The following is a 17497-nucleotide window of genomic DNA, read 5'->3' on the forward strand; positions in this document are numbered from 1 at the left end:
CCTGCCTGCCGGTCGCCCGGCGGCGGCCTGGCGCCCGGTCAGTCGCCGTCGGCGTCCGCTTCGGTGGTCGGCGTGCCGCCGGACTTGAGGCCGAGTTTGACCTCGGCCGTCGTCCAGTCGGTGGCGATCGCCTGCTGGGCGGCGGCGAGGGTGACCTGACCCTTGCAGATCGCGGTGTGCAGGTGGGTCTCCACCGAGTCCTTGGGGTTGTTCGGGCCCTTGCCCGGGACGTGGCCGGGGGAGGGCGGCTGGATCCAGAGGTTGCGCGCGTCGTTGGGGTCGCCGCCGAGCTGGAGGCTGATCAGGTGGTCGTACTCGGCGTCGCCCATCGGGCCGGTGTAGCCGTAGGACTTGGCGTTCTCGGCCTTCTCCTTGCCGGTGAGGTTCGCCGGCGGGCGGATGGCCGAGGTGTAGCCGCCCTGCTTGCAGATGGTGTCCTTGAGGTTGTCCTGGCTGACCGCGGGACTGAGCGCGCCGGGAGTGCAGTTCGGGTCGGGCAGCGGCTGCTTGTCCGCGGTGTAGCGGTAGTGGCAGCTGCCCGCAGCGGGCTGCGGCTGGACCTCGTAGGAGCTCTTCGGACCGGCGCCGGTGACGATCGCGGCCGGGGCGGGCTGGGCCGCGTCACCGGCCGCCGCCGGGGCGGAGCCGTGGGCGGACCCCTTGGCGGGGTGACCGCCGCCGGACGAGCAGCCTGCGGCGGCGGCGAGCAGGACGGCCGCGGCCACGGCCAGGGCGCGGCGGGCGGGAGCCGGCACGGTTCCTCCATCTGGGTGTGCGTGGGTCGCGGGCGCCGGGGTGCCGGGGACCGCGCCAGCGGACACTACCGTGTCGACAGGGCCGAAAGGGTGACGCCACGTCCGGGCGGGTGAAGCCTTTGCCGGGCGCGCGGAACCGTTTCCGCACCACCGGGGTCGCGGAGGGGCCCGCGGCCGGGCCCGGCTCCCGCCGGTGGCCCGGGCCGCCGGTCGCGGGTCGGCTACTGCGCCGCGATCCAGTCCGAGACCAGCTCGTCCAGCACCGCCAGCGGCAGGCTGCCGTGCCCGATCAGCTGGTGGTGGAACTCCCTGACGTCGAACCGGGCGCCCAGCGCGGCCTGCGCCCGCTCGCGGTGCCGGACGAGCTCCCGACGGCCGATCAGGTAGGCGGTGGCCTGGCCCGGCCAGGCGAGGTAGCGGTCGATCTCGTTGCGGACGTTGGCCTCGGGGGTCGCGGTGTTGTCCCGCATGAAGTCCATCGCCCGCTGCCGGGACCAGCCGTAGTGGTGCATCCCGGTGTCCACCACCAGGCGCACCGCCCGCAGCGCGTCCATCGAGAGCATGCCGAAGCGGGAGAGGTCCGAGCCGTACAGCCCCATCTCGTCGGCGAGCCGCTCCGTGTACAGGCCCCAGCCCTCGACGTGCGCGGTCAGCTGGCCGCTCGGCTTCTGCCGGAACAGCGGCAGGTGGTGCAGGGTCTGCGCGACGGCGATCTGCAGGTGGTGGCCGGGGATGCTCTCGTGGAAGGCGATCGCCTCGTACTCGTAGCTGAACCGGGTCTCCGGGCGCAGGGTGTTGATCCAGTGGGTGCCGGGCCGCTCGCCCGGGCCCGGCGGCTGGTAGTAGGCCAGCGGCGCGGTCTCCGCCTCGATCGGGTCGATCTCCCTGGTCACGCAGTCGGCGATCGGGTACGGGCGGAACCAGTCCGCCGAGGCGCGGCGGGCCCGTTCCAGGGCGCCGTCCACCAGGGCGATGATCTCGGCCGCGCTGCCGAAGCGCAGCGAACGGTCCTCGCGCAGCGCCGTCAGCACCGCCGCCGGGTCGGTGATGCCGAGCACCTTGCCGCCCAGCGCGGCGAACTCCTCGCGCAGCGCCTCGACCGTCTCCAGGCCGGTCCGGTGGATCTCCTCCGGGGTGAGCCCGGGGCGGGTGAAGCGGGAGACGGCGTCGGCGTAGCCCTCGGTACCGCCCGGCACGTGGCAGACGCCGGCCCGGTCGTCGGGCCGGGCGCCGGGGGCCGACTGCTGGGCCAGCCCGGCCCGGTAGCGGGCGATCGCCGGGCGGACGGCGTCGCGCACGATCGTCAGGGCGCGTTCGAACTCCGGGCGGCCCTTCAGCGGGCGCAGCAGCGGGTCCTCGTCCGGGGTGGCCGCGAGGTGGGCGTCCAGCTGGGTGACGGCGGCGTCGACCCCGCTGCGCAGCGGGTGCCGGCCGTCGGCGGCGGCGTCCAGAGTGCGGCGCAGGACGGCGTCGTAGTAGCCGGGCAGGCCGGCGAGCCGTTCCAGGTAGGCGTCGGCGCCCTCGTGGTCGACCGGGGCCATGGTGAGCGAGGTGACCGCCGTGTTGTGCGGGGCGACGATGGTGGCGGAGACGCTGAACTCGTCCAGCCCGTGGGCGAGTCGGCCGGTGCCGTTGTCGATCAGCCGGGCGAGGACCCGGTGGGTGGTGCGGTCCTCGCCGTTCAGTCCCTCCAGCGGGATCGCGGCCAGCCGGTCGGCGAGCGCCCGCAGCACCTCGCGGTGGTGCCAGTCGGCGGCGCGCGAGGGATCGGGCAGCAGGTGGGCGTAGCCCTCGACGCCGCTGAGGGTCGCGTCGAACGGGTTGTGGGTGTTCTCGGCGGCGAAGTACTCGTCCGCCAGTGCGGCGAGTCCGGCGTGCTGCGGCTGCTCGATCATGGATCCCCCTGGTCCAGTGCGGTCGGAGCGGCACGGGACTCTCGGCCCCCGTCCCCGATCCCGCCGATTATTCGGAGTGCTCGACGCCATGGTCAATACGCGGTGGCGGGAGGGGAGTTCCACCCTCCGGGCGGCGCGCCCGGACACGACTGTGCCGACGCCCGTCGGAACGGACGTCGGCACAGTCGGCACAGTCGTCGCGCGGGCGTCTGACGACCCGCGCCGGAGCGCGGGCGGACGCCGGGAGCGTGCAGGCGGGGGTCAGCGGGCCTGGGCGGCCTTCGCCTCCTTGGCGGCCTTGGCCGCGGCCTCCTTCTCCTGCTTCTCCTTGATCCGCACGGCCTCCTTGCGGGCGTCCACCTGGTTGGCGCGCTCGTGCTGCAGCCAGAGCGGGTTCTCGGCCTTGATCGCGTCGATCTGCTCGGTGGTGAGCGCCTCGGTCACGCCGCCGCGGGCGAGGCCGGAGATGGAGATGCCGAGCTTGGCGGCGACCACCGGGCGCGGGTGCGGGCCGTTCTGGCGCAGGTCCTGGAGCCACTGCGGCGGCTCGGCCTGCAGAGCGTTGAGCTCCTCGCGGGAGACCACGCCCTCCTGGAAGTCGGCCGGCGCCGCAGCGAGGTAGATCCCCAGCTTCTTGGCCGCCGTGGCCGGCTTCATGGTCTGGCTGGTCTTCTGCTTGAGCGATGTCATGAGGACAAGGGTAAGGGAGCGCGCGGGCTCTTCCGGTCACGGTCGGTAGCCTTGCCCTGTGACAGACATGCAGGTGAACCCCTCCTTCCGGCTGGTGTACGTCCCGGGCGTGACCCCCGGCAAATGGGTCCGGGTCTGGGGCGAGCGACTCCCGGACGTCCCGCTCGACCTCCTCGCGGTGCCGGTCGGTGACGGCGAGCGCACCCTGCGCGAGGGCGGTGCGGACGCCGGGCTGGTCCGGCTGCCGGTCGACAAGGACGCGCTGAACGCGATCCCGCTGTACGCCGAGACCACCGTCGTGGTCTTCCCCAAGGACCACTGGCTCGCGGCCGCCGAGGAGGTCACGCCGGACGACCTCGCCGAGGAGGTGGTCTTCCACCCCCTCGACGACACCCTCGGCTTCACCGCCGACACCCTGCCCGGGCGCCCCGCGATCGCCCGGCCGGACACCACGGCGGACGCGATCGAGCTGGTCGCGGCCAACGTCGGCGTGCTCCTGGTGCCGCAGTCGCTCGCCCGGCTGCACCACCGCAAGGACCTCACCTACCGGCCGGTGCCGGACGCGCCGCAGTCCCAGGTGGCGCTGTCCTGGCCGCAGGAGGGCACCACCGACCTGGTGGAGGAGTTCATCGGGATCGTCCGCGGCCGTACGGTCAACAGCTCGCGCGGGCGCGGGGCCGGGGCGGCGGCCGCCGAGGCGCAGCCGAAGAAGGCGGCGGCGGGCCCGCGCAAGCCGCAACAGCAGCAGAAGGCGGGCGGCCAGAAGGCCGGCGGGGCGAAGGCGGGCGGGGCGAAGCAGGCGCCGCGGGCCGGCGGGCAGAAGCCCAAGCCGGCGGCCGGCCGCCGGGGCGCGGCGGCGGCCCGGCGCGGCAAGCCGAAGCGGCGCGGGTAGCTGCCGGTGGCGTAGCGTCGGCCCCGTTCCGTCGAGTCGTGGTGGGAGGAGCGGGGCCGTGTGGCATGACCTGGCGGTGGTCCAGATTCCGATCGTGGAGAAGATCCTCCGCACGGTCGCCGTCTACGCGCTGGTCCTGGTGCTGTTCAGGGTGGCCGGGAAGCGCGGGCTGGCGCAGCTGAACACCTTCGACATGGTGGTCGTCTTCCTGCTCTCCAACGTGGTGCAGAACGCCATCATCGGCAACGACAACAGCCTGTTCGGCGGTGCGATCGGGGCGGTCACCCTGATCGCGGTGAACTCCGTCGTCACCCGCTGGCTCGCCCGGGACCCGCGGGCCGCGCGGCTCCTGGAGGGCACGCCCACCACGGTGGTGCGGGACGGCAAGCTGGTGCCCGGCGCGCTGCACGAGCTGGCGCTGCGGCCCTCCGAGCTGGAGCACGCGATCCGGGTGCAGAACGGCGACAGCGTGACCGACGTCGCCCGGGCCCGGCTGGAGCCGGACGGTCAGCTGCTGGTCACCCTCAAGGCGAGCGAGCAGAGCGCCACCCGGGGCGACGTCGAGGACCTGCGGCGGCGCCTGGAGACGATCGAGCGGCTGCTCACCGAGCGGGGGCGGGCCTGACGATCCCCGCCGGGCCGTACCGCAGCCCCGCCGGGTCGTACCGCGGCCCCGCCGGGTCGTACCGCGGCCCCGCCCCGGACGGTCACGGGTGGGCGTCCGCCGTGGCGGGGGCGGCGGCCCGGCGGCGGCGTGAGGCCGTGACGGCGGCCGCGCCGGCCAGGGCGAAGCCGAGGGCGGCCGAGAGCAGGTGGCCGACGGTGGTGAAGTCCGGGAGCGGGCCGGGCCATTCGGTGTCGCCGGAGAGCGGCCAGGCGACCACGAACGCGGCCCAGGGGAGGCGGGCCCAGCGGGGCAGGGCGAGGGTGGCGAAGGCGAGGGAGGTCTGCGCGCCGTAGCTGATGCCGTAGTCCCGGTCCTGCCGCACGCCCTCCGGGTACCAGCCGTGCCGCAGGGCGACCAGGATGACGAGGGCGGTGATCAGGGTGGCGCCGATGTGCCCGCCGAGGAGGACGGCGGCGGCGCGCAGTCGGCCGAAGCGGCGCTCGGCCCAGGCGAGGCAGCAGCAGATGCCGAGGCCGAGGGTGATCAGGGTGCCGCCGAAGCCGGTGGAGGCGATGTCGGTGAGCGTCCCGTCGAAGAGCAGCGCGCTGCTGAACAGCGCGGTGACCGGATGGTCGTGCAGGTTGTCGAGGTTGGTGCTGATGTAGTCCCGGAGGGCGTCGGCCCGATCGGGGGAGATCCACTCCTCGACCCAGACGTGTCCGAGGACGAGCAGGGCGACGTAGCAGAGCGTCAGCGGCGAGCGGCGAGGGTACGTCAGGACGGCGCGGAGCAGCCGGGCCGGGATCCCCTGTGGTGATCGAGCGTTCATGGTTCTGATGGTGCCCCAGTCGAGCCGACAGTCCGACCGGCGCAACCCCGCCGGCCCCCGGCGCGACAGTACCGCCCCGGCCGGGCGGGTGCGCAAAGCCGCCCGGCGTCGGGCGCCGGGGTGGAGGCGCCGGGCCCTAGCGCCGGGCCAGGGTGGCGGTGAAGGGGCGGGGGGACAGCGAGGAGCTGCGGGTGGGGCGGACGCGGTGGCCCGGGGTGGGGGTGATGGTCCAGCGGGCGGCGATGGTGGCGATGGCGAGGACGGCTTCGGTGGTGCCGAAGGTGTCGCCGATGCAGCGGCGGGCGCCGAGGCCGAACGGGGCGTAGGTGCCGGGGGCGGGGCGGGCGGTGGTGAGCCAGCGGTCGGGGTCGAAGCGGTCGGGGCAGGGGAAGACGTCGGCCCGGCGGTGCAGCAGGTACGGGCTGAAGAGGATGGTGGCGCCCGCCGGGAGGTGGTGGCCGCCGAGCCGGGTGTCGGCGGTGACGGTGCGGCTGAGGATCCAGACCGGCGGGTAGAGCCGCAGGGTCTCGCTGACGATCCGGGCGGTGAGCGGGAGGGCGGGCAGGTCCTGGTGGCGGGCGGGGCGGCCGTCGAGGACGGTGTCGAGTTCGGCGTGCAGCCGGTCGCGGACGGCCGGGTTGGCGGCCAGCAGGGTCCAGGCCCAGGAGAGGGTGGCGGCGGTGGTCTCCATGCCGGCCAGCAGGAAGGTGACCACCTGGTCGTGGATCTCGGCGTCGGTGAGGCCCTGCCCGTCCTCGTCCTCGGCGCTGAGCAGGACGGAGAGCAGGTCCCGGTGGTCGGTGCCGGCGGCGCGGTAGTCGGCGATCAGCCGGGTGGTGATCTCCTTGAGGTCCTGCTGGGCGCGCCGGAAGCGGCGGTTGCCGGGGGTGGGGATCCGGTCGGCGCCGGGCAGCGGCATCATGACGCGCCGGCCGACGCCGCGGGTGATGACGTCCATGCTCGCGTGCACCGGCAGCGAGCCGGCCCGTTCGTGCGCGGCGAACAGGCAGCGGGCGGTGACGGCGGTGGTGAGGCGGTACATCGCGGCGGGCACGTCGATCGTGTCGCCGTCATGCCAGGGCGCGGTGGTGCCGGCGATCTCCTCGGCCATCATCGCGGCGTAGCCGGGCAGCCGGTCGCGGTGGAACGCGGGCTGCAGCATCCGGCGCTGGCGCCGGTGGGCGGCGGCGGGGCAGGTGGCGAGGCCGTCGCCGAAGACCTCGCGGGCCTTGTCGAGGACGATCCCGCCCTTGTCGTACGTCCGGTCCTCGGTGAGCAGCCGGCGGACGAGTTCGGGGTGGCAGGCGACGTACGCGTCGAGCGGGCCGAGCCGCAGCCGGACGAGGTCGCCGTGGGCGGGCAGGCCGGCGACGAAGTCGAACGGGCGGCGGATGAAGGCGGGGACGTGGCCGAGCAGGGGGAGGCCGCCGGGGGCGGTGGCGGCGGTGAACCGGCTGGGCGGGAAGAAGTGGGTCGGCACGGGCGTCACCTTCGGTCGGGTGGGAAGGACCGGAACGGTTCGTGCTCGTGATCTTTCCCGGCCGCCGTGCGTGAAACGATCGTGGACGGGCGGGTGGGGTGAACACGGGGGCGCATGCCGAACGTCCGTGCGCCCTCGAAGATTTGACGGATCGTTTACCTGCTGATGGGGCGACCGGGATCCAGGGCGGCGATGGTTACATAGAATCGAAGTCCTGTGCGACTACCTGTCAGTAGCTCTGGGCAGGAGTACCCCCCGGCGAGACGCCGGTGCGACGGCCGGACGGCGGAGTTCCGGCAGGGAGTGGGGATTTCGGATGACCGACGAGCGGGTTCACGCGTTCACCGACGACGCCCTCGGCCCGTACGACGCGGTGGCACTGGCCGCCCTGGTACGGGCCGGCGCGGTCAACCCCCGGGAGCTGGTCGGCGCGGCCGCCGCCCGAGCCGCGCGGGTCGACGGCAGACTGCTGCCGGTCGCCCACGCCTCGTACGACAAGCCGCAGATCAGCCGGGAGGGCATCGGCGGGGCGCTGTGGGGCGTACCGACCTACCTCAAGGACAACGTCGACCTGCGCGGCCTGCCGACCGCGATGGGCAGCGAGGCCTTCCGGGCCCAGCCGGCCCGCCGCAACGCGCGCTTCACCGACCAGTTCCTCTCCACCGGCCTGGCCGTCCTCGGCAAGACCCGGCTGCCCGAGTTCGGCCTCAACGCCTCCACCGAGTTCGCCACCGCCCAGCCGGTGCGCAACCCGTGGAAGCCCTCGCACTCGGCCGGCGCCTCCTCCGGCGGCGCGGCCGCCCTGGTCGCCTCCGGCGTGGTGCCGATCGCGCACGCCAACGACGGCGGCGGCTCGATCCGCATCCCGGCGTCCTGTTGCGGCCTCGTCGGACTCAAGCCCACCCGGGGCCGGCTGGTCACCAACGCGCAGGGCGCCAAACTGCCGATCGACCTGGTCACCGACGGCGTGCTGACCCGCTCCGTGCGCGACACCGCCGCCTTCTTCGCCGCCGCCGAACGGCACCGCCGCAACCCCAAGCTGCCCCCGCTCGGCCTGGTCGAGGGACCGGGCGACCAGCGGCTGCGGATCGGCCTGGTGGTGGACTCGCCGATCGCCGACACCGACCAGGCGACCCGCCGGGTGGTCGAGGAGACCGCCGCCCGGCTGGAGGCGATGGGCCACTTCGTCGAGCCCACCGCCCTGCCCTTCGGCGAGGAGTTCTCCCGCGACTTCGTCACCTACTGGGGCTACATCGCCTGGGCGATCGCCTTCACCGGCCGGCTGCTGATCGACCCGAGCTTCCGGGCCGGGAGGCTCGACGGCCTGACCACCGGGCTGCGCCGCCGGTTCCAGGCCGAGTTCCCGCAGACCCCGGGCGTGCTGCGGCGGCTTCGCCGGGCCGAGGGCGTGTACCGGCGGATCTTCCGCCAGCACGACGTCATCCTCTCCCCGGTGCTCGCCCACACCGCCCCGCCGATCGGTCACCTCAGCCCCAACGTGGACTTCGACGAGCTGATGGACCGGCTGATGCGCTACGTGGCCTTCACCCCGGTCAACAACGTGACCGGCGGCCCGGGCATCGCGCTGCCGGCGGGCGCGGCGCCCGGTGGCCTGCCGGTCGGGGTGCACCTGTCGGCGGCGCACGGGCAGGAGCGGGTGCTGCTGGAGCTGGCCTTCGCGCTGGAGGCGGAACGCCCCTGGCGCCGGATCGAGGACTGCCGGGCGATCGAGGAGCGCCGGGCGATCGAGGGCTGACAGGGGCTGGACGGATCACGATCACGGATCACGGATCACGGATCACGGCGCCGGCGCCGCCGCCACCGAGCGGGCCGCGTGCACCTCGTGGTGCAGCCGGGCCAGCGCGCAGTCCGGAGCCAGGACGTCCCGGTGCGCCTCCACCTCGGCCTCCGACAGCGGCCGCCCGGTGCGCAGCGCCTCCGCGAGGTCTGCCAACTCCCTGGTGACGAAGCCGACCTCGGCCGTCGTCGGGACGGGCGCGCCGTGCTCGATCCGCACCCGGGTGGCGGTGGTGGTGTCCACGATCCGCTCCACCGCGATCACCACCGGCCACCAGGCCTCCGCCCTGGTGCCGAGCGGCGGCGGTTCGGTGAGCGCCCGCTGGAACTCGCTGCGGACGGCCGACAGGTCCCGGTAGAGCCGCCGCCGGTACCGCGCCCGGGCCGGCTCGTCCTGCCCCGGGCCGGTGGTGAACGCCAGCGACACGTAGGAGGCGGTGTCCCGGACGGCCTCGGCGAGGCGGTCGCCGATCCGGGCGTGCCAGGACTCCGGCCAGAGCAGGTAGCCGCCCAGCAGGGAGATGGCGCAGCCGATCAGCGAGTCGTAGAGCCGCGGCAGCACCAGCTGGAAGCCCTGGTGGTTGAGCAGGTCGGAGAGCAGCAGGATCACCGGGGTGATCGCCGCGGTCTGGAAGGCGAAGCCCTTGGCCGACATCGCCGGGATCAGCATCGCCAGCACCGCCATCACCGGCACGTCCCACCAGCCGCGCGGCACGGCGGCGAGCACCGGGACGGCGATCAGCAGGCCGACGGCCGTACCGAGCGCCCGCAGCACCGCCCGGGAGAACACCGAGCCGAAGTCCGGCTTCATCACGAAGACGACGGTCAGCGTCACCCAGTACGAGCGCGGCACGGCGAGCACCGAGACCAGCACCTGCGCCAGGCCGATGCACAGCGCCAGCCGCAGCCCGTACCGCCAGGACGCGCCGGAGAGCAGCAGCGCCCGCGCCGCCCGGCGGGCCCGGACCTCCAGTCCGGCGGGCCGGCCGAGCCGGTCGTCGGCGGCGTACGGGTCGGGGGCGGCCTCGTGCACCACCACGGCGGCGTGCCCGATCGCCTCCTCCAGCGCGCGGGTGGACGGGCCGACCGGCCCCGGCAGGGCGAGCCGCAGCACGGGCCCGCTGCGGCCCCGCTCGACGGCGGCGGCGAGCGCGCGGACGGCGGCCGGGTAGGCGGGCGACAGCGGGCCGAGCTCGGGCGGGAGCAGCTGCGCCGCCGAAGCCCCCTCGACCACCGGGATCACCGCGTTGAGCTGGGCGAGCAGCCGGGCGAGGGCGGGGGAACGGCCGTGCCGGCGGGTGCGGCGGGCGAGCAGCAGGTCGTAGGAGTGGTTGAGCGACTGGGTGAGTTCGCGGCGCCGCTCGTCGTACCCGGGGGTGCCGGTGGCCTCCAGCAGATCCGCGACCGCCCGGTAGGTGCCCGCGACCACCGTGCGTTCGGGGACGCCCTGCCGCAGCGGCCACGCGAGCAGGGTCAGCACGAGCACCACCAGGCCGCCGAGCAGCAGCAGTCCGGGCGGCAGCCACCAGGGGGAGGGCAGCGGCAGTCCGGCCCCGACCACCGTGTTGAGCAGCAGGAGGAGTCCGGAGACGGAGGCGACCGCGCCGATCGAGGAGATCATCCCGGAGACCAGCGCGACGAGGGTCAGCGCCACGACGGCCGTCCAGCCCGAGCCGTACACCAGGGTGCCGAGCAGCACCCCGAGGGCGCCGAACAGCTGCGGCACGGCGATGTTGAACACCCGCATGCGGTAGGCGTCGGCGGTGTCCCCGATCACCCCGGACAGCGCGCCCATCGACACCAGCGCGCCGTAGCCGGGCCGCCCGGCGGCGGTGCCGACGGCGAGCGGGGCGGCGAGCGCGACCGAGGCACGGGCGACCGCCGCCCACGGGATCGGCGCGGACCGGGGCCGCAGGCTCTCGGTCAGCCAGGTGGGCGGGGCGAGCCGGGCGGCTCCGGTGGGTCGTGCCATGGGCCCAACCTACGCCGGAGCCCGTGCGCGGCCCGGGCGCAACACCTCCGGGGAAACGGATCCCGGGGCCGGTGCGGTTCAACCGCCGGTTCAACCGCTCGTTCAACCCGCCGGTTCATCCGTCGCGGTTATGTCAATTTCGGAAACATACCCCGTCTTATGTCCGCCCGCGAAACATAAAGCGAACCGGGAGAGCCGTCATGAGCTGCGCGGATTTCCCAATCGGTAACCACCGGGAAAGGGTTGACACCATTAGTTGGTCTAGTCCAGTGTGTGGGGAGCGTGGTTCGGCGAAGCCTGAGGTGAGGTGAGAGGCCTTGCCGGGCAGGCGAGTTGACCCTCCGACGTGGCGCCGAGGCGCGGTCGGGGGGCGAGCCGAGAAGGAGCGTGTGCGGACCGCCGACGGTCCGCGGGAAGAATTCCCGACCCGGCCGGAAGCCGGTCGAACTGCCCGCCGCGTCCGCACCGACCGCTGAATCAAGCGCTGCGTCGACTACGAACCGTGGAGTGACTGCCCATGCCGAGCCCAGACGGACAGGCCGAGGAGCATCTGTTCCGAGCCGCCTCGGAGCGCCCCTACTTCAGCGCGGACACCGAGAGCTACCTGGCCCGCACCGCGCTGCGCGAGATCCGCAAGAAGCACCCGCTGCGCGTGCTCTCCGAGGAGGACCACGCGTTCTGGCAGACCTACGGCTACGTCGTGGTCGAGCAGGCGATCCCGGCCGAGGCCGCCCGGCGCCTGCTCGACTTCACCTGGGACTTCCAAGGCCTGTCGCCCGACCGCCCCGAGGACTGGTACCGCGAGCGCGAGTACCGCGACGAACTCGACCGGCACCTGCACATCTACGGCTTCGTCGAGGCCTACCACCACCAACTCCTGTGGGACAGCCGCCAGTCGCAGCGCGTCTACGACGCCTTCGTGGACGTCTGGGACTGCGAGGAGCTCTGGGTCACCCTCGACCGGCTCAACCTCAACCCGCCCAACGTCCGCAACCGCGACCGCGCGCTGATCGAACCCACCGACCGCGGCTTCGACATCGAACTGCACTGGGACGTCGACACCACCCGGGGCATGCTGCCGCAACGCGTCCAGGGCCTCATCGCGCTCAACGACACCGCCCCCGACCACGGCGGCTTCCAGTGCGACCCCGAGCTGTTCCGCCGCTTCAACCAGTGGCAGGCCGCCCAGCCGGCCGACCGCGACCCGATCCGCCCCGACGTCGACCGGGACGAGTTCCCCGTCGTCCGGCCCGAGTTGAAGGCCGGCGACCTGCTGATCTGGAACGGCCTGCTCGCCCACGGCGTCGCACCCAACACCTCCGAGCACGGCGTCCGCGCGGTGCAGTACCTGTCGATGATGCCCGCCCTGGAGGAGGCCGAGGGGCTTCGCCGGTCCCGGGTGGAATCCTGGCGCACGCTCGCCACCCCGGACTGGAACCGCACCCTGGTCGGCGACGCCGACCGGCCCGAGGCGCAGCGCTACGGGACGGCCGAACTCACCGAACTGGGAGAGAAGCTGCTCGGCCTGCGGTCCTGGACCGGCAGAAGCCTCGAACCGCGGGACGCGACGGGGGAGCGGGCATGCGCGACATCTGCCTGACCCTGCCCACCAACCGCGAGTGCGCCGACACCGTCACCGCGGTCGGCGCCGAAGCCGCCCACGCCGTACGGCGGTTCGGCGTCCGGGTGCACCTGCTGGTGCTGGACTCCGCCGACCCCGCGAGCCGCGCCCGGCACGCCGCGGCCGCCGCCGCCCTGCCCGCCGTCGACGGTCTGGTCGTCCACCACCTGGACGAGTCCGCCCAACGCGCCTTCCTGCGCGAGGTGATCGACCGCTCCGGCCTCCCCGGCCCCGAGCGGCTGCTCGACCTGATGCTGCCCGACACCGTCTCCTACGGCGCCTGCACCAACCGGGCGTTCCTGCTCGCCGCCGCACTCGGCTGCACCTCGGTGCACCGCCGAGACTCCGACAGCCGCTACCAATGGCACCAGGGCGCACCGGTGTTCCCCATCGAGCACGAACTGGCCACCCTCGGACTGAAGGCCGCCGACGCGGCCGCCGCCGTCACCGAGAACACCCTCGACCCGGCGCACGCGGACCGGCCGGTCGCCCTGGCCGGCGCCTCCTTCGTCGGCGAACTCTCCGTCGACCTCGGCGAGATCCTCGAACGCGACCCCGAGGTCTACCACGACGTGGTCGCGCTCTGGGCCCCCACCGGCGCGAGCGAGCAGGAGAAGCGCGAACTCGTCGCCGAGTCCTTCACCGGGGGCGGCACCGAGCCGTTCACCGCCGACCGCGCCGTCCTCGGCCGACCCGACATCTGGCACATCGACATGTGCAACATCGCCCTCGACCACGAGGTGTACGAACGCGTCCCGCTGCCACCCGCCACCGACACCATCGGCAGCGACTACTTCCTCCACCACCTCGTCCACGACGCCGGCCTGCCCGGCGTCACCCACAACCGGCACATCGTCAACTACCACACCCCGGAACGGCGCACCGGCCCCGGCTTCACCGCCTACCAGCTGCGCTACGCCAAGTTCCTGCTCTCCATGCTCTACCTCCACCCGGTCTACGCCGACCTGGAGGCCGCCGGCGACAGCCTGCTGGACGAGCACCACCACGTACGACCCGAGCCGATCGCCGACTCCGCCCGCCGCAGCGCCGCGACGGACCGCGCGGAGAACCACCGGCGGCTCGCCGAACTCGACCGCTGCTACCGGCGCCTGGGCGGAAAGTACGCCGAGTTCGCCGACCACCTGGCGCCCCGGAGGGCCCGACTGCTCGACCGGGCGCAGTCGGACATCGAGGACTTCGCCCTGCTGATCGACGCCTGGGGCCCGCTGGTGCGGGCGAGCAGGACCACCCCCGCCGACCGGCTGCCGCCGGCCCGGTCCGCGTCGATCCGCGCTAGCCGGAGGACCGGTAACCCCACGTGACACGCCAGACCGCACACCAGGCGCCCAGCCAGGCGCCCCACCACCGCGCCCCGACCGAGACGGCCGTCCACACCGGTGCACCCCGACCCGACCAGCACGACCGCGCCGCGCTGCGCGCCGCGCTCGCCGCCGCCACCGACGACCGGATCGTCTACGACCTCGACGGCATCGGCCGCCAGTACACCGACCTGGTCCACGAACTGCCCGGCGTCGCCGTCCGGTTCGCCATGAAGGCCTGCCCGGTGGACGAGGTCCTGGACCACCTCGCCGCACTCGGCGCCGGCTTCGACGCGGCCAGCCCGCAGGAGATCGCCCAGGCGCTGCGCACCGGCGTCGCCCCCGAGCTGATCCACTACGGCAACACCGTCAAGTCCGACCGCAACATCGCCGAGGCCTACCGGCTGGGCGTGCGCGACTTCGCCACCGACAGCCTGGAGGACGTCGCCGCGATCGCCGAACACGCCCCCGGCTCACGGGTGTTCTGCCGGATCGCGACCACCGGCGAGGGCGCCCTGTGGGGCCTGAGCCACAAGTTCGGCTGCTCGCCCGAGGACGCCCTGCGGGTGCTCGGCGAGGCCCGCACCGCCGGGCTCGTCCCCTCCGGCCTGTCGGTGCACGTCGGCTCGCAGCAGATGACCGCCGAGGCCTGGGGCGCCGCCGTGGACTCGCTGGCCGCCGTCCTGGAAGCGCTCAACTGGCGCGGCATCACCCCCGAACGGATCAACCTCGGAGGCGGACTGCCCGCCCTCGGCGTCCTCGACCGGCGCGGCCGGCCCCTCGACCCGCCGCTGGACAAGATGTTCGCGGTGATCCGCGAGGGCATGGACCGGCTGCGCGAGGTCAACGCCGGCCCGCTGGAGTTCCTGGTGGAACCCGGACGCCACCTGGTCGCCGACCACGGCGCGATCCGCGCGCACGTCGCCCGGCTCACCTCCCGCCGCCGCCTCGACGGCACCCCGGAGGACTGGCTCTACCTCAGCTGCGGCAAGTTCAACGGCCTGTACGAGATGGACCAGTTGCAGTACCGGCTGGAGTTCCCCACCCACCCCGGCGGCCAGTTCGTCAACGCCGTCGTGGCCGGCCCGACCTGCGACAGCGACGACGCCTACGCCCAGGAGGGCGGCCTGGTCCGCGTCCCGCTGGCGGTCGGCTCCGGCGACCCGGTCTGGGTCCACTCCTGCGGAGCGTACGCCGCCGCCTACGCGACCCGCGGGTTCAACGGCTTCGAGCCGCTGCCGTACACCTGCATCGGCGGGAGCGGCGGGCGCGGCGGCCCCGGCCCCGAAGGAGGCACCGCATGACCGACACCCGGATCCGGCTGCTCCGGGAGGACGACTGGGACGAGGTGGTCGCGCTGGAGGAGCGCGCCTACGCCGCCAGCGGCCTGTCCGAAGGGCGCGAGGCGCTGCGGTCCCGGCACCGCGCCTCGCCCGCCACCTGCTTCGTGCTCGACCACGCCGGGCGCCTCGGCGGCTACCTGCTCGCCCTGCCGTACCCGCCGTTCCGCTGCCCGGACCTGAGCCACAGCGAGGACAGTCGGAGCGGTGCCGGGGACGGCGTGGCCGCGCCCCCGACCAACATGCACGCCCACGACCTGGTCATCGCCGAGGACCTGCGCGGCCGCGGCCTCTCCCACCGGATGCTGCGCCACCTGGAGGAGACCGCCCGGACGGCCGGCTACCTGAGCATCTCCCTGGTCGCCGTGCGCGGCTCGCACGTGCTGTGGACCCCGCTGGGCTACCGCGCCCGGCCCGAGATCGAACTGCCCGCGAGCTACGGCTCCCGCGCGGTCTACATGGCGATGCCGCTGGACCCCGTCCCGGCCCGGCCGCTGCCGCACTCCACCGAACCGACCCCCGGGCCCCGGCCCAGAGCCGAAGTGGGCTGATCCGCATGTCCCCCGTACGCGACGACTTCCGCCGCTCCCAACTCGCCATCGGCGCACTGTTCTTCGTCCTCGGATTCCAGTACGCCACCTGGGTCTCCCGGGTGCCGGCGCTCAAGGCCCGGCTCGACCTGGGCGAGGCCCAGATCGGCCTGCTGCTGATGACCTGCGGCATCGGCGCGGCGGTGTCCTTCCCGCTGGTGGCGGTACTGATGCGGCGGTTCGGCTCCCGCCTGCTGTCCGTGCTGTCCGCGCTGGCCCTCGGCGTGATCCTGCTCGCGCTGTCCGTGGTGCCGAACTACCCGGTCACGCTGCTGGTGCTGTTCCTCGACGGTGTCGCGGTCGGCTGCCTGAACGTCGCGATGAACGCGCAGGGCGCCGCGCTCGAAGCCCGCTTCGAGCGGACCACCATGTCCAGGCTGCACGCCACCTTCAGCGCCGGCTCCCTGCTCGCCGCGCTGCTGGCCTCCGGCGTCAACGCCTTCACCGGCACCCTCGCCGTGCACTTCGGGACCGCCGCCGTCCTGCTCGCCGCGCTGGTCGCCGCCGCCCGGCCGGGGCTGCTCGCGGACGGGCCGCCGGAGCCCGCCGCGGAGGAGGCGGAGGAGGAAGCGGTGATCGGGGCCGAGGCGGCGAAGAAGGGCCGCCGCGGCTTCGCCCTGCCGACCGTCGCCACGCTCTGGATGGGCCTGGCCATGGTCTTCGGCACCGTCACCGAGGGCGCCATGAACGACTGGTCGGCGCTCTACCTCAAGGACGTCGTGCACGCGGGCGCCGGCCTCGCCCCGATGGGCATCGCCGTCGTCTCGGTGATGATGGTCTGCGCCCGGATCTTCGCCGACGGCTGGCGCACCCGCTTCGGCGACGGCCGCCTCGTCCGCACCGGCAGCCTGCTGGCCGGTCTCGGCCTCGCCCTCGCCCTGACGGCCGGCGGCGTGGTCCCCACCCTGCTCGGCTTCGCCTGCGTCGGCCTCGGCGTCGCCGCCGTCACCCCCTGCGTCTACGTCGCCGCCGCCCGTCAGGGCCCCGACGCCCTCTCCCTGGTCGCCGCGACGGGCACCACCGGCCTGCTCGCCGGCCCCGCCGTGATCGGCTTCATCGCCGGCGCCAGCAGCCTCCTCTGGGGGATGGCCGCGGTCGCCGCCTCCGCCGCCCTCGTCTCCCTCTGCGCCACCCGCATCACCTGGCCCGCCCGCCGGGAAGCCCCCGCGGAGGACCCCCTGCTCACCCCCGACGCCGCCTGATCCACCTCCCCCCTGAGCCCTCGCCCGGCACCTCGCGCCTCCCCCGTCGCGACGTGCCGGGCGAGCTTATTCGCGGAGTGCGGCAACGGCGGCCGCCGGGTGGGTCCTCAGGTGTCGGCCGGGAGGTCCGCGCCGCCCGTCGCGACGTGGTGGGCGAGTCTGCCGCGGAGCTCGGTGAGGCGGGCGATCTCGGCGTCGAGGGTGGCGAGGCGGGCGGAGACGACGGGGGCGAAGGTGTCGAGCCCGGGGGTGGCGGAGCAGCGCCACGGGCGGTCCTCGGCGAGGAGGTCGAGGCGGTGGGCGCGGCTGGCCAGGTCGTCCACCGTCAGGCCCAGGGCGAGGAGCCGGCGGATCACCCGGACCCGGGCGACCTCGGCGGGGCCGTACTCGCGCTGGCCGGAGGCGGTGCGGGCGGGTGGGTGGAGCAGGCCGCGCTGCTCGTAGAAGCGCAGTGCTCTGGGTGTGGTGCCCGCCGCTGCCGCCGCGTCGCCGATCCGCATGCCCGCCC

At 74.2% G+C, this 17497-nt stretch carries 15 protein-coding genes; 8 read left to right on the forward strand and 7 right to left on the reverse strand.

Going from position 1 to position 17497, the window contains the following annotated elements:
* Positions 1 to 38: 38 nt before the first annotated feature.
* The 3 genes from IE332_RS18855 to IE332_RS18865 form a co-directional block, all read right to left on the reverse strand.
* Positions 39 to 755 (reverse strand): hypothetical protein, encoded by a 717-nt coding sequence (locus tag IE332_RS18855; RefSeq protein WP_189917691.1) that lies wholly within the window; start codon positions 753 to 755, stop codon positions 39 to 41.
* A 221-nt stretch (positions 756 to 976) separates the two neighbouring features.
* The gene (locus tag IE332_RS18860; protein ID WP_189917693.1) at positions 977 to 2650 is read right to left on the reverse strand and encodes a DUF885 domain-containing protein; all 1674 of its coding nucleotides are present in this window, start codon (positions 2648 to 2650) and stop codon (positions 977 to 979) included.
* 261 nt (positions 2651 to 2911) lie between these two features.
* A complete protein-coding gene (locus IE332_RS18865; RefSeq protein WP_189917696.1) occupies positions 2912 to 3340 on the reverse strand; it encodes a DUF5997 family protein in 429 nt (142 codons plus the stop codon).
* A gap of 58 nt (positions 3341 to 3398) precedes the next feature.
* Between IE332_RS18865 and IE332_RS18870 the strand changes: the two genes are divergently transcribed.
* A complete protein-coding gene (locus IE332_RS18870) occupies positions 3399 to 4232 on the forward strand; it encodes a LysR family substrate-binding domain-containing protein (RefSeq protein ID WP_373313759.1) in 834 nt (277 codons plus the stop codon).
* Between the two features lie 58 nt (positions 4233 to 4290).
* Positions 4291 to 4857, forward strand: a complete 567-nt coding sequence (locus IE332_RS18875; protein WP_189917698.1) for a DUF421 domain-containing protein — start codon at positions 4291 to 4293, stop codon at positions 4855 to 4857.
* 82 nt (positions 4858 to 4939) lie between these two features.
* Here the strand turns inward: IE332_RS18875 and IE332_RS18880 are convergent, their stop codons facing one another.
* Positions 4940 to 5668 carry a rhomboid-like protein gene (locus IE332_RS18880; RefSeq protein ID WP_189917700.1) on the reverse strand — a complete coding sequence of 243 codons (729 nt, stop codon included), beginning with the start codon at positions 5666 to 5668 and terminating at the stop codon, positions 4940 to 4942.
* A 136-nt stretch (positions 5669 to 5804) separates the two neighbouring features.
* The gene (locus IE332_RS18885) at positions 5805 to 7148 is read right to left on the reverse strand and encodes a cytochrome P450 (RefSeq protein WP_189917709.1); all 1344 of its coding nucleotides are present in this window, start codon (positions 7146 to 7148) and stop codon (positions 5805 to 5807) included.
* A gap of 316 nt (positions 7149 to 7464) precedes the next feature.
* Between IE332_RS18885 and IE332_RS18890 the strand changes: the two genes are divergently transcribed.
* Positions 7465 to 8904: an amidase gene (locus IE332_RS18890; RefSeq protein ID WP_189917711.1), complete on the forward strand. Its 1440-nt coding sequence runs from the start codon at positions 7465 to 7467 to the stop codon at positions 8902 to 8904.
* A 42-nt stretch (positions 8905 to 8946) separates the two neighbouring features.
* Here IE332_RS18890 and IE332_RS18895 read toward each other — a convergent pair whose 3' ends face one another.
* Positions 8947 to 10917 (reverse strand): FUSC family protein, encoded by a 1971-nt coding sequence (locus IE332_RS18895; protein WP_189917713.1) that lies wholly within the window; start codon positions 10915 to 10917, stop codon positions 8947 to 8949.
* A 517-nt stretch (positions 10918 to 11434) separates the two neighbouring features.
* On the opposite strand from IE332_RS18895, the gene IE332_RS18900 reads away from it, so the two are divergent.
* The 5 genes from IE332_RS18900 to IE332_RS18920 all read left to right on the forward strand — a co-directional run bounded on the left by IE332_RS18900 (position 11435) and on the right by IE332_RS18920 (position 16989).
* Positions 11435 to 12517: a phytanoyl-CoA dioxygenase family protein gene (locus IE332_RS18900; protein ID WP_189917715.1), complete on the forward strand. Its 1083-nt coding sequence runs from the start codon at positions 11435 to 11437 to the stop codon at positions 12515 to 12517.
* Positions 12499 to 13860 (forward strand): DUF6271 family protein, encoded by a 1362-nt coding sequence (locus IE332_RS18905; protein WP_189917717.1) that lies wholly within the window; start codon positions 12499 to 12501, stop codon positions 13858 to 13860. Before IE332_RS18900 ends, IE332_RS18905 begins: the two co-directional genes overlap by 19 nt.
* 110 nt (positions 13861 to 13970) lie before the next feature.
* Positions 13971 to 15161, forward strand: a complete 1191-nt coding sequence (locus IE332_RS18910; RefSeq protein WP_189917939.1) for a type III PLP-dependent enzyme — start codon at positions 13971 to 13973, stop codon at positions 15159 to 15161.
* Positions 15158 to 15748, forward strand: a complete 591-nt coding sequence (locus IE332_RS18915) for a GNAT family N-acetyltransferase (RefSeq protein WP_189917719.1) — start codon at positions 15158 to 15160, stop codon at positions 15746 to 15748. Before IE332_RS18910 ends, IE332_RS18915 begins: the two co-directional genes overlap by 4 nt.
* Before the next feature lie 5 nt (positions 15749 to 15753).
* Positions 15754 to 16989: an MFS transporter gene (locus IE332_RS18920; RefSeq protein ID WP_189917721.1), complete on the forward strand. Its 1236-nt coding sequence runs from the start codon at positions 15754 to 15756 to the stop codon at positions 16987 to 16989.
* Between the two features lie 107 nt (positions 16990 to 17096).
* On the opposite strand, the gene IE332_RS18925 is transcribed toward IE332_RS18920, so the two are convergent.
* Positions 17097 to 17489, reverse strand: a complete 393-nt coding sequence (locus IE332_RS18925) for a MerR family transcriptional regulator (protein ID WP_189917723.1) — start codon at positions 17487 to 17489, stop codon at positions 17097 to 17099.
* Between the last annotated feature and the right edge of the window lie 8 nt (positions 17490 to 17497).

Origin of the sequence: Kitasatospora xanthocidica, assembly GCF_014656195.1 — a bacterium.
Taxonomy (GTDB): domain Bacteria; phylum Actinomycetota; class Actinomycetes; order Streptomycetales; family Streptomycetaceae; genus Kitasatospora; species Kitasatospora xanthocidica.

What these genes read in the sequence shown, in the direction of transcription:
- IE332_RS18890 (WP_189917711.1), top strand. Translation starts at nt 7,465, where the DNA reads ATGACCGACGAGCGGGTTCACGCGTTCACCGACGACGCCCTCGGCCCG.
- IE332_RS18900 (WP_189917715.1), top strand. Translation starts at nt 11,435, where the DNA reads ATGCCGAGCCCAGACGGACAGGCCGAGGAGCATCTGTTCCGAGCCGCC.
- IE332_RS18920 (WP_189917721.1), top strand. Translation starts at nt 15,754, where the DNA reads ATGTCCCCCGTACGCGACGACTTCCGCCGCTCCCAACTCGCCATCGGC.
- IE332_RS18895 (WP_189917713.1), bottom strand. Translation starts at nt 10,917, where the DNA reads ATGGCACGACCCACCGGAGCCGCCCGGCTCGCCCCGCCCACCTGGCTG.
- IE332_RS18860 (WP_189917693.1), bottom strand. Translation starts at nt 2,650, where the DNA reads ATGATCGAGCAGCCGCAGCACGCCGGACTCGCCGCACTGGCGGACGAG.
- IE332_RS18915 (WP_189917719.1), top strand. Translation starts at nt 15,158, where the DNA reads ATGACCGACACCCGGATCCGGCTGCTCCGGGAGGACGACTGGGACGAG.
- IE332_RS18925 (WP_189917723.1), bottom strand. Translation starts at nt 17,489, where the DNA reads ATGCGGATCGGCGACGCGGCGGCAGCGGCGGGCACCACACCCAGAGCA.
- IE332_RS18865 (WP_189917696.1), bottom strand. Translation starts at nt 3,340, where the DNA reads ATGACATCGCTCAAGCAGAAGACCAGCCAGACCATGAAGCCGGCCACG.
- IE332_RS18880 (WP_189917700.1), bottom strand. Translation starts at nt 5,668, where the DNA reads ATGAACGCTCGATCACCACAGGGGATCCCGGCCCGGCTGCTCCGCGCC.
- IE332_RS18905 (WP_189917717.1), top strand. Translation starts at nt 12,499, where the DNA reads ATGCGCGACATCTGCCTGACCCTGCCCACCAACCGCGAGTGCGCCGAC.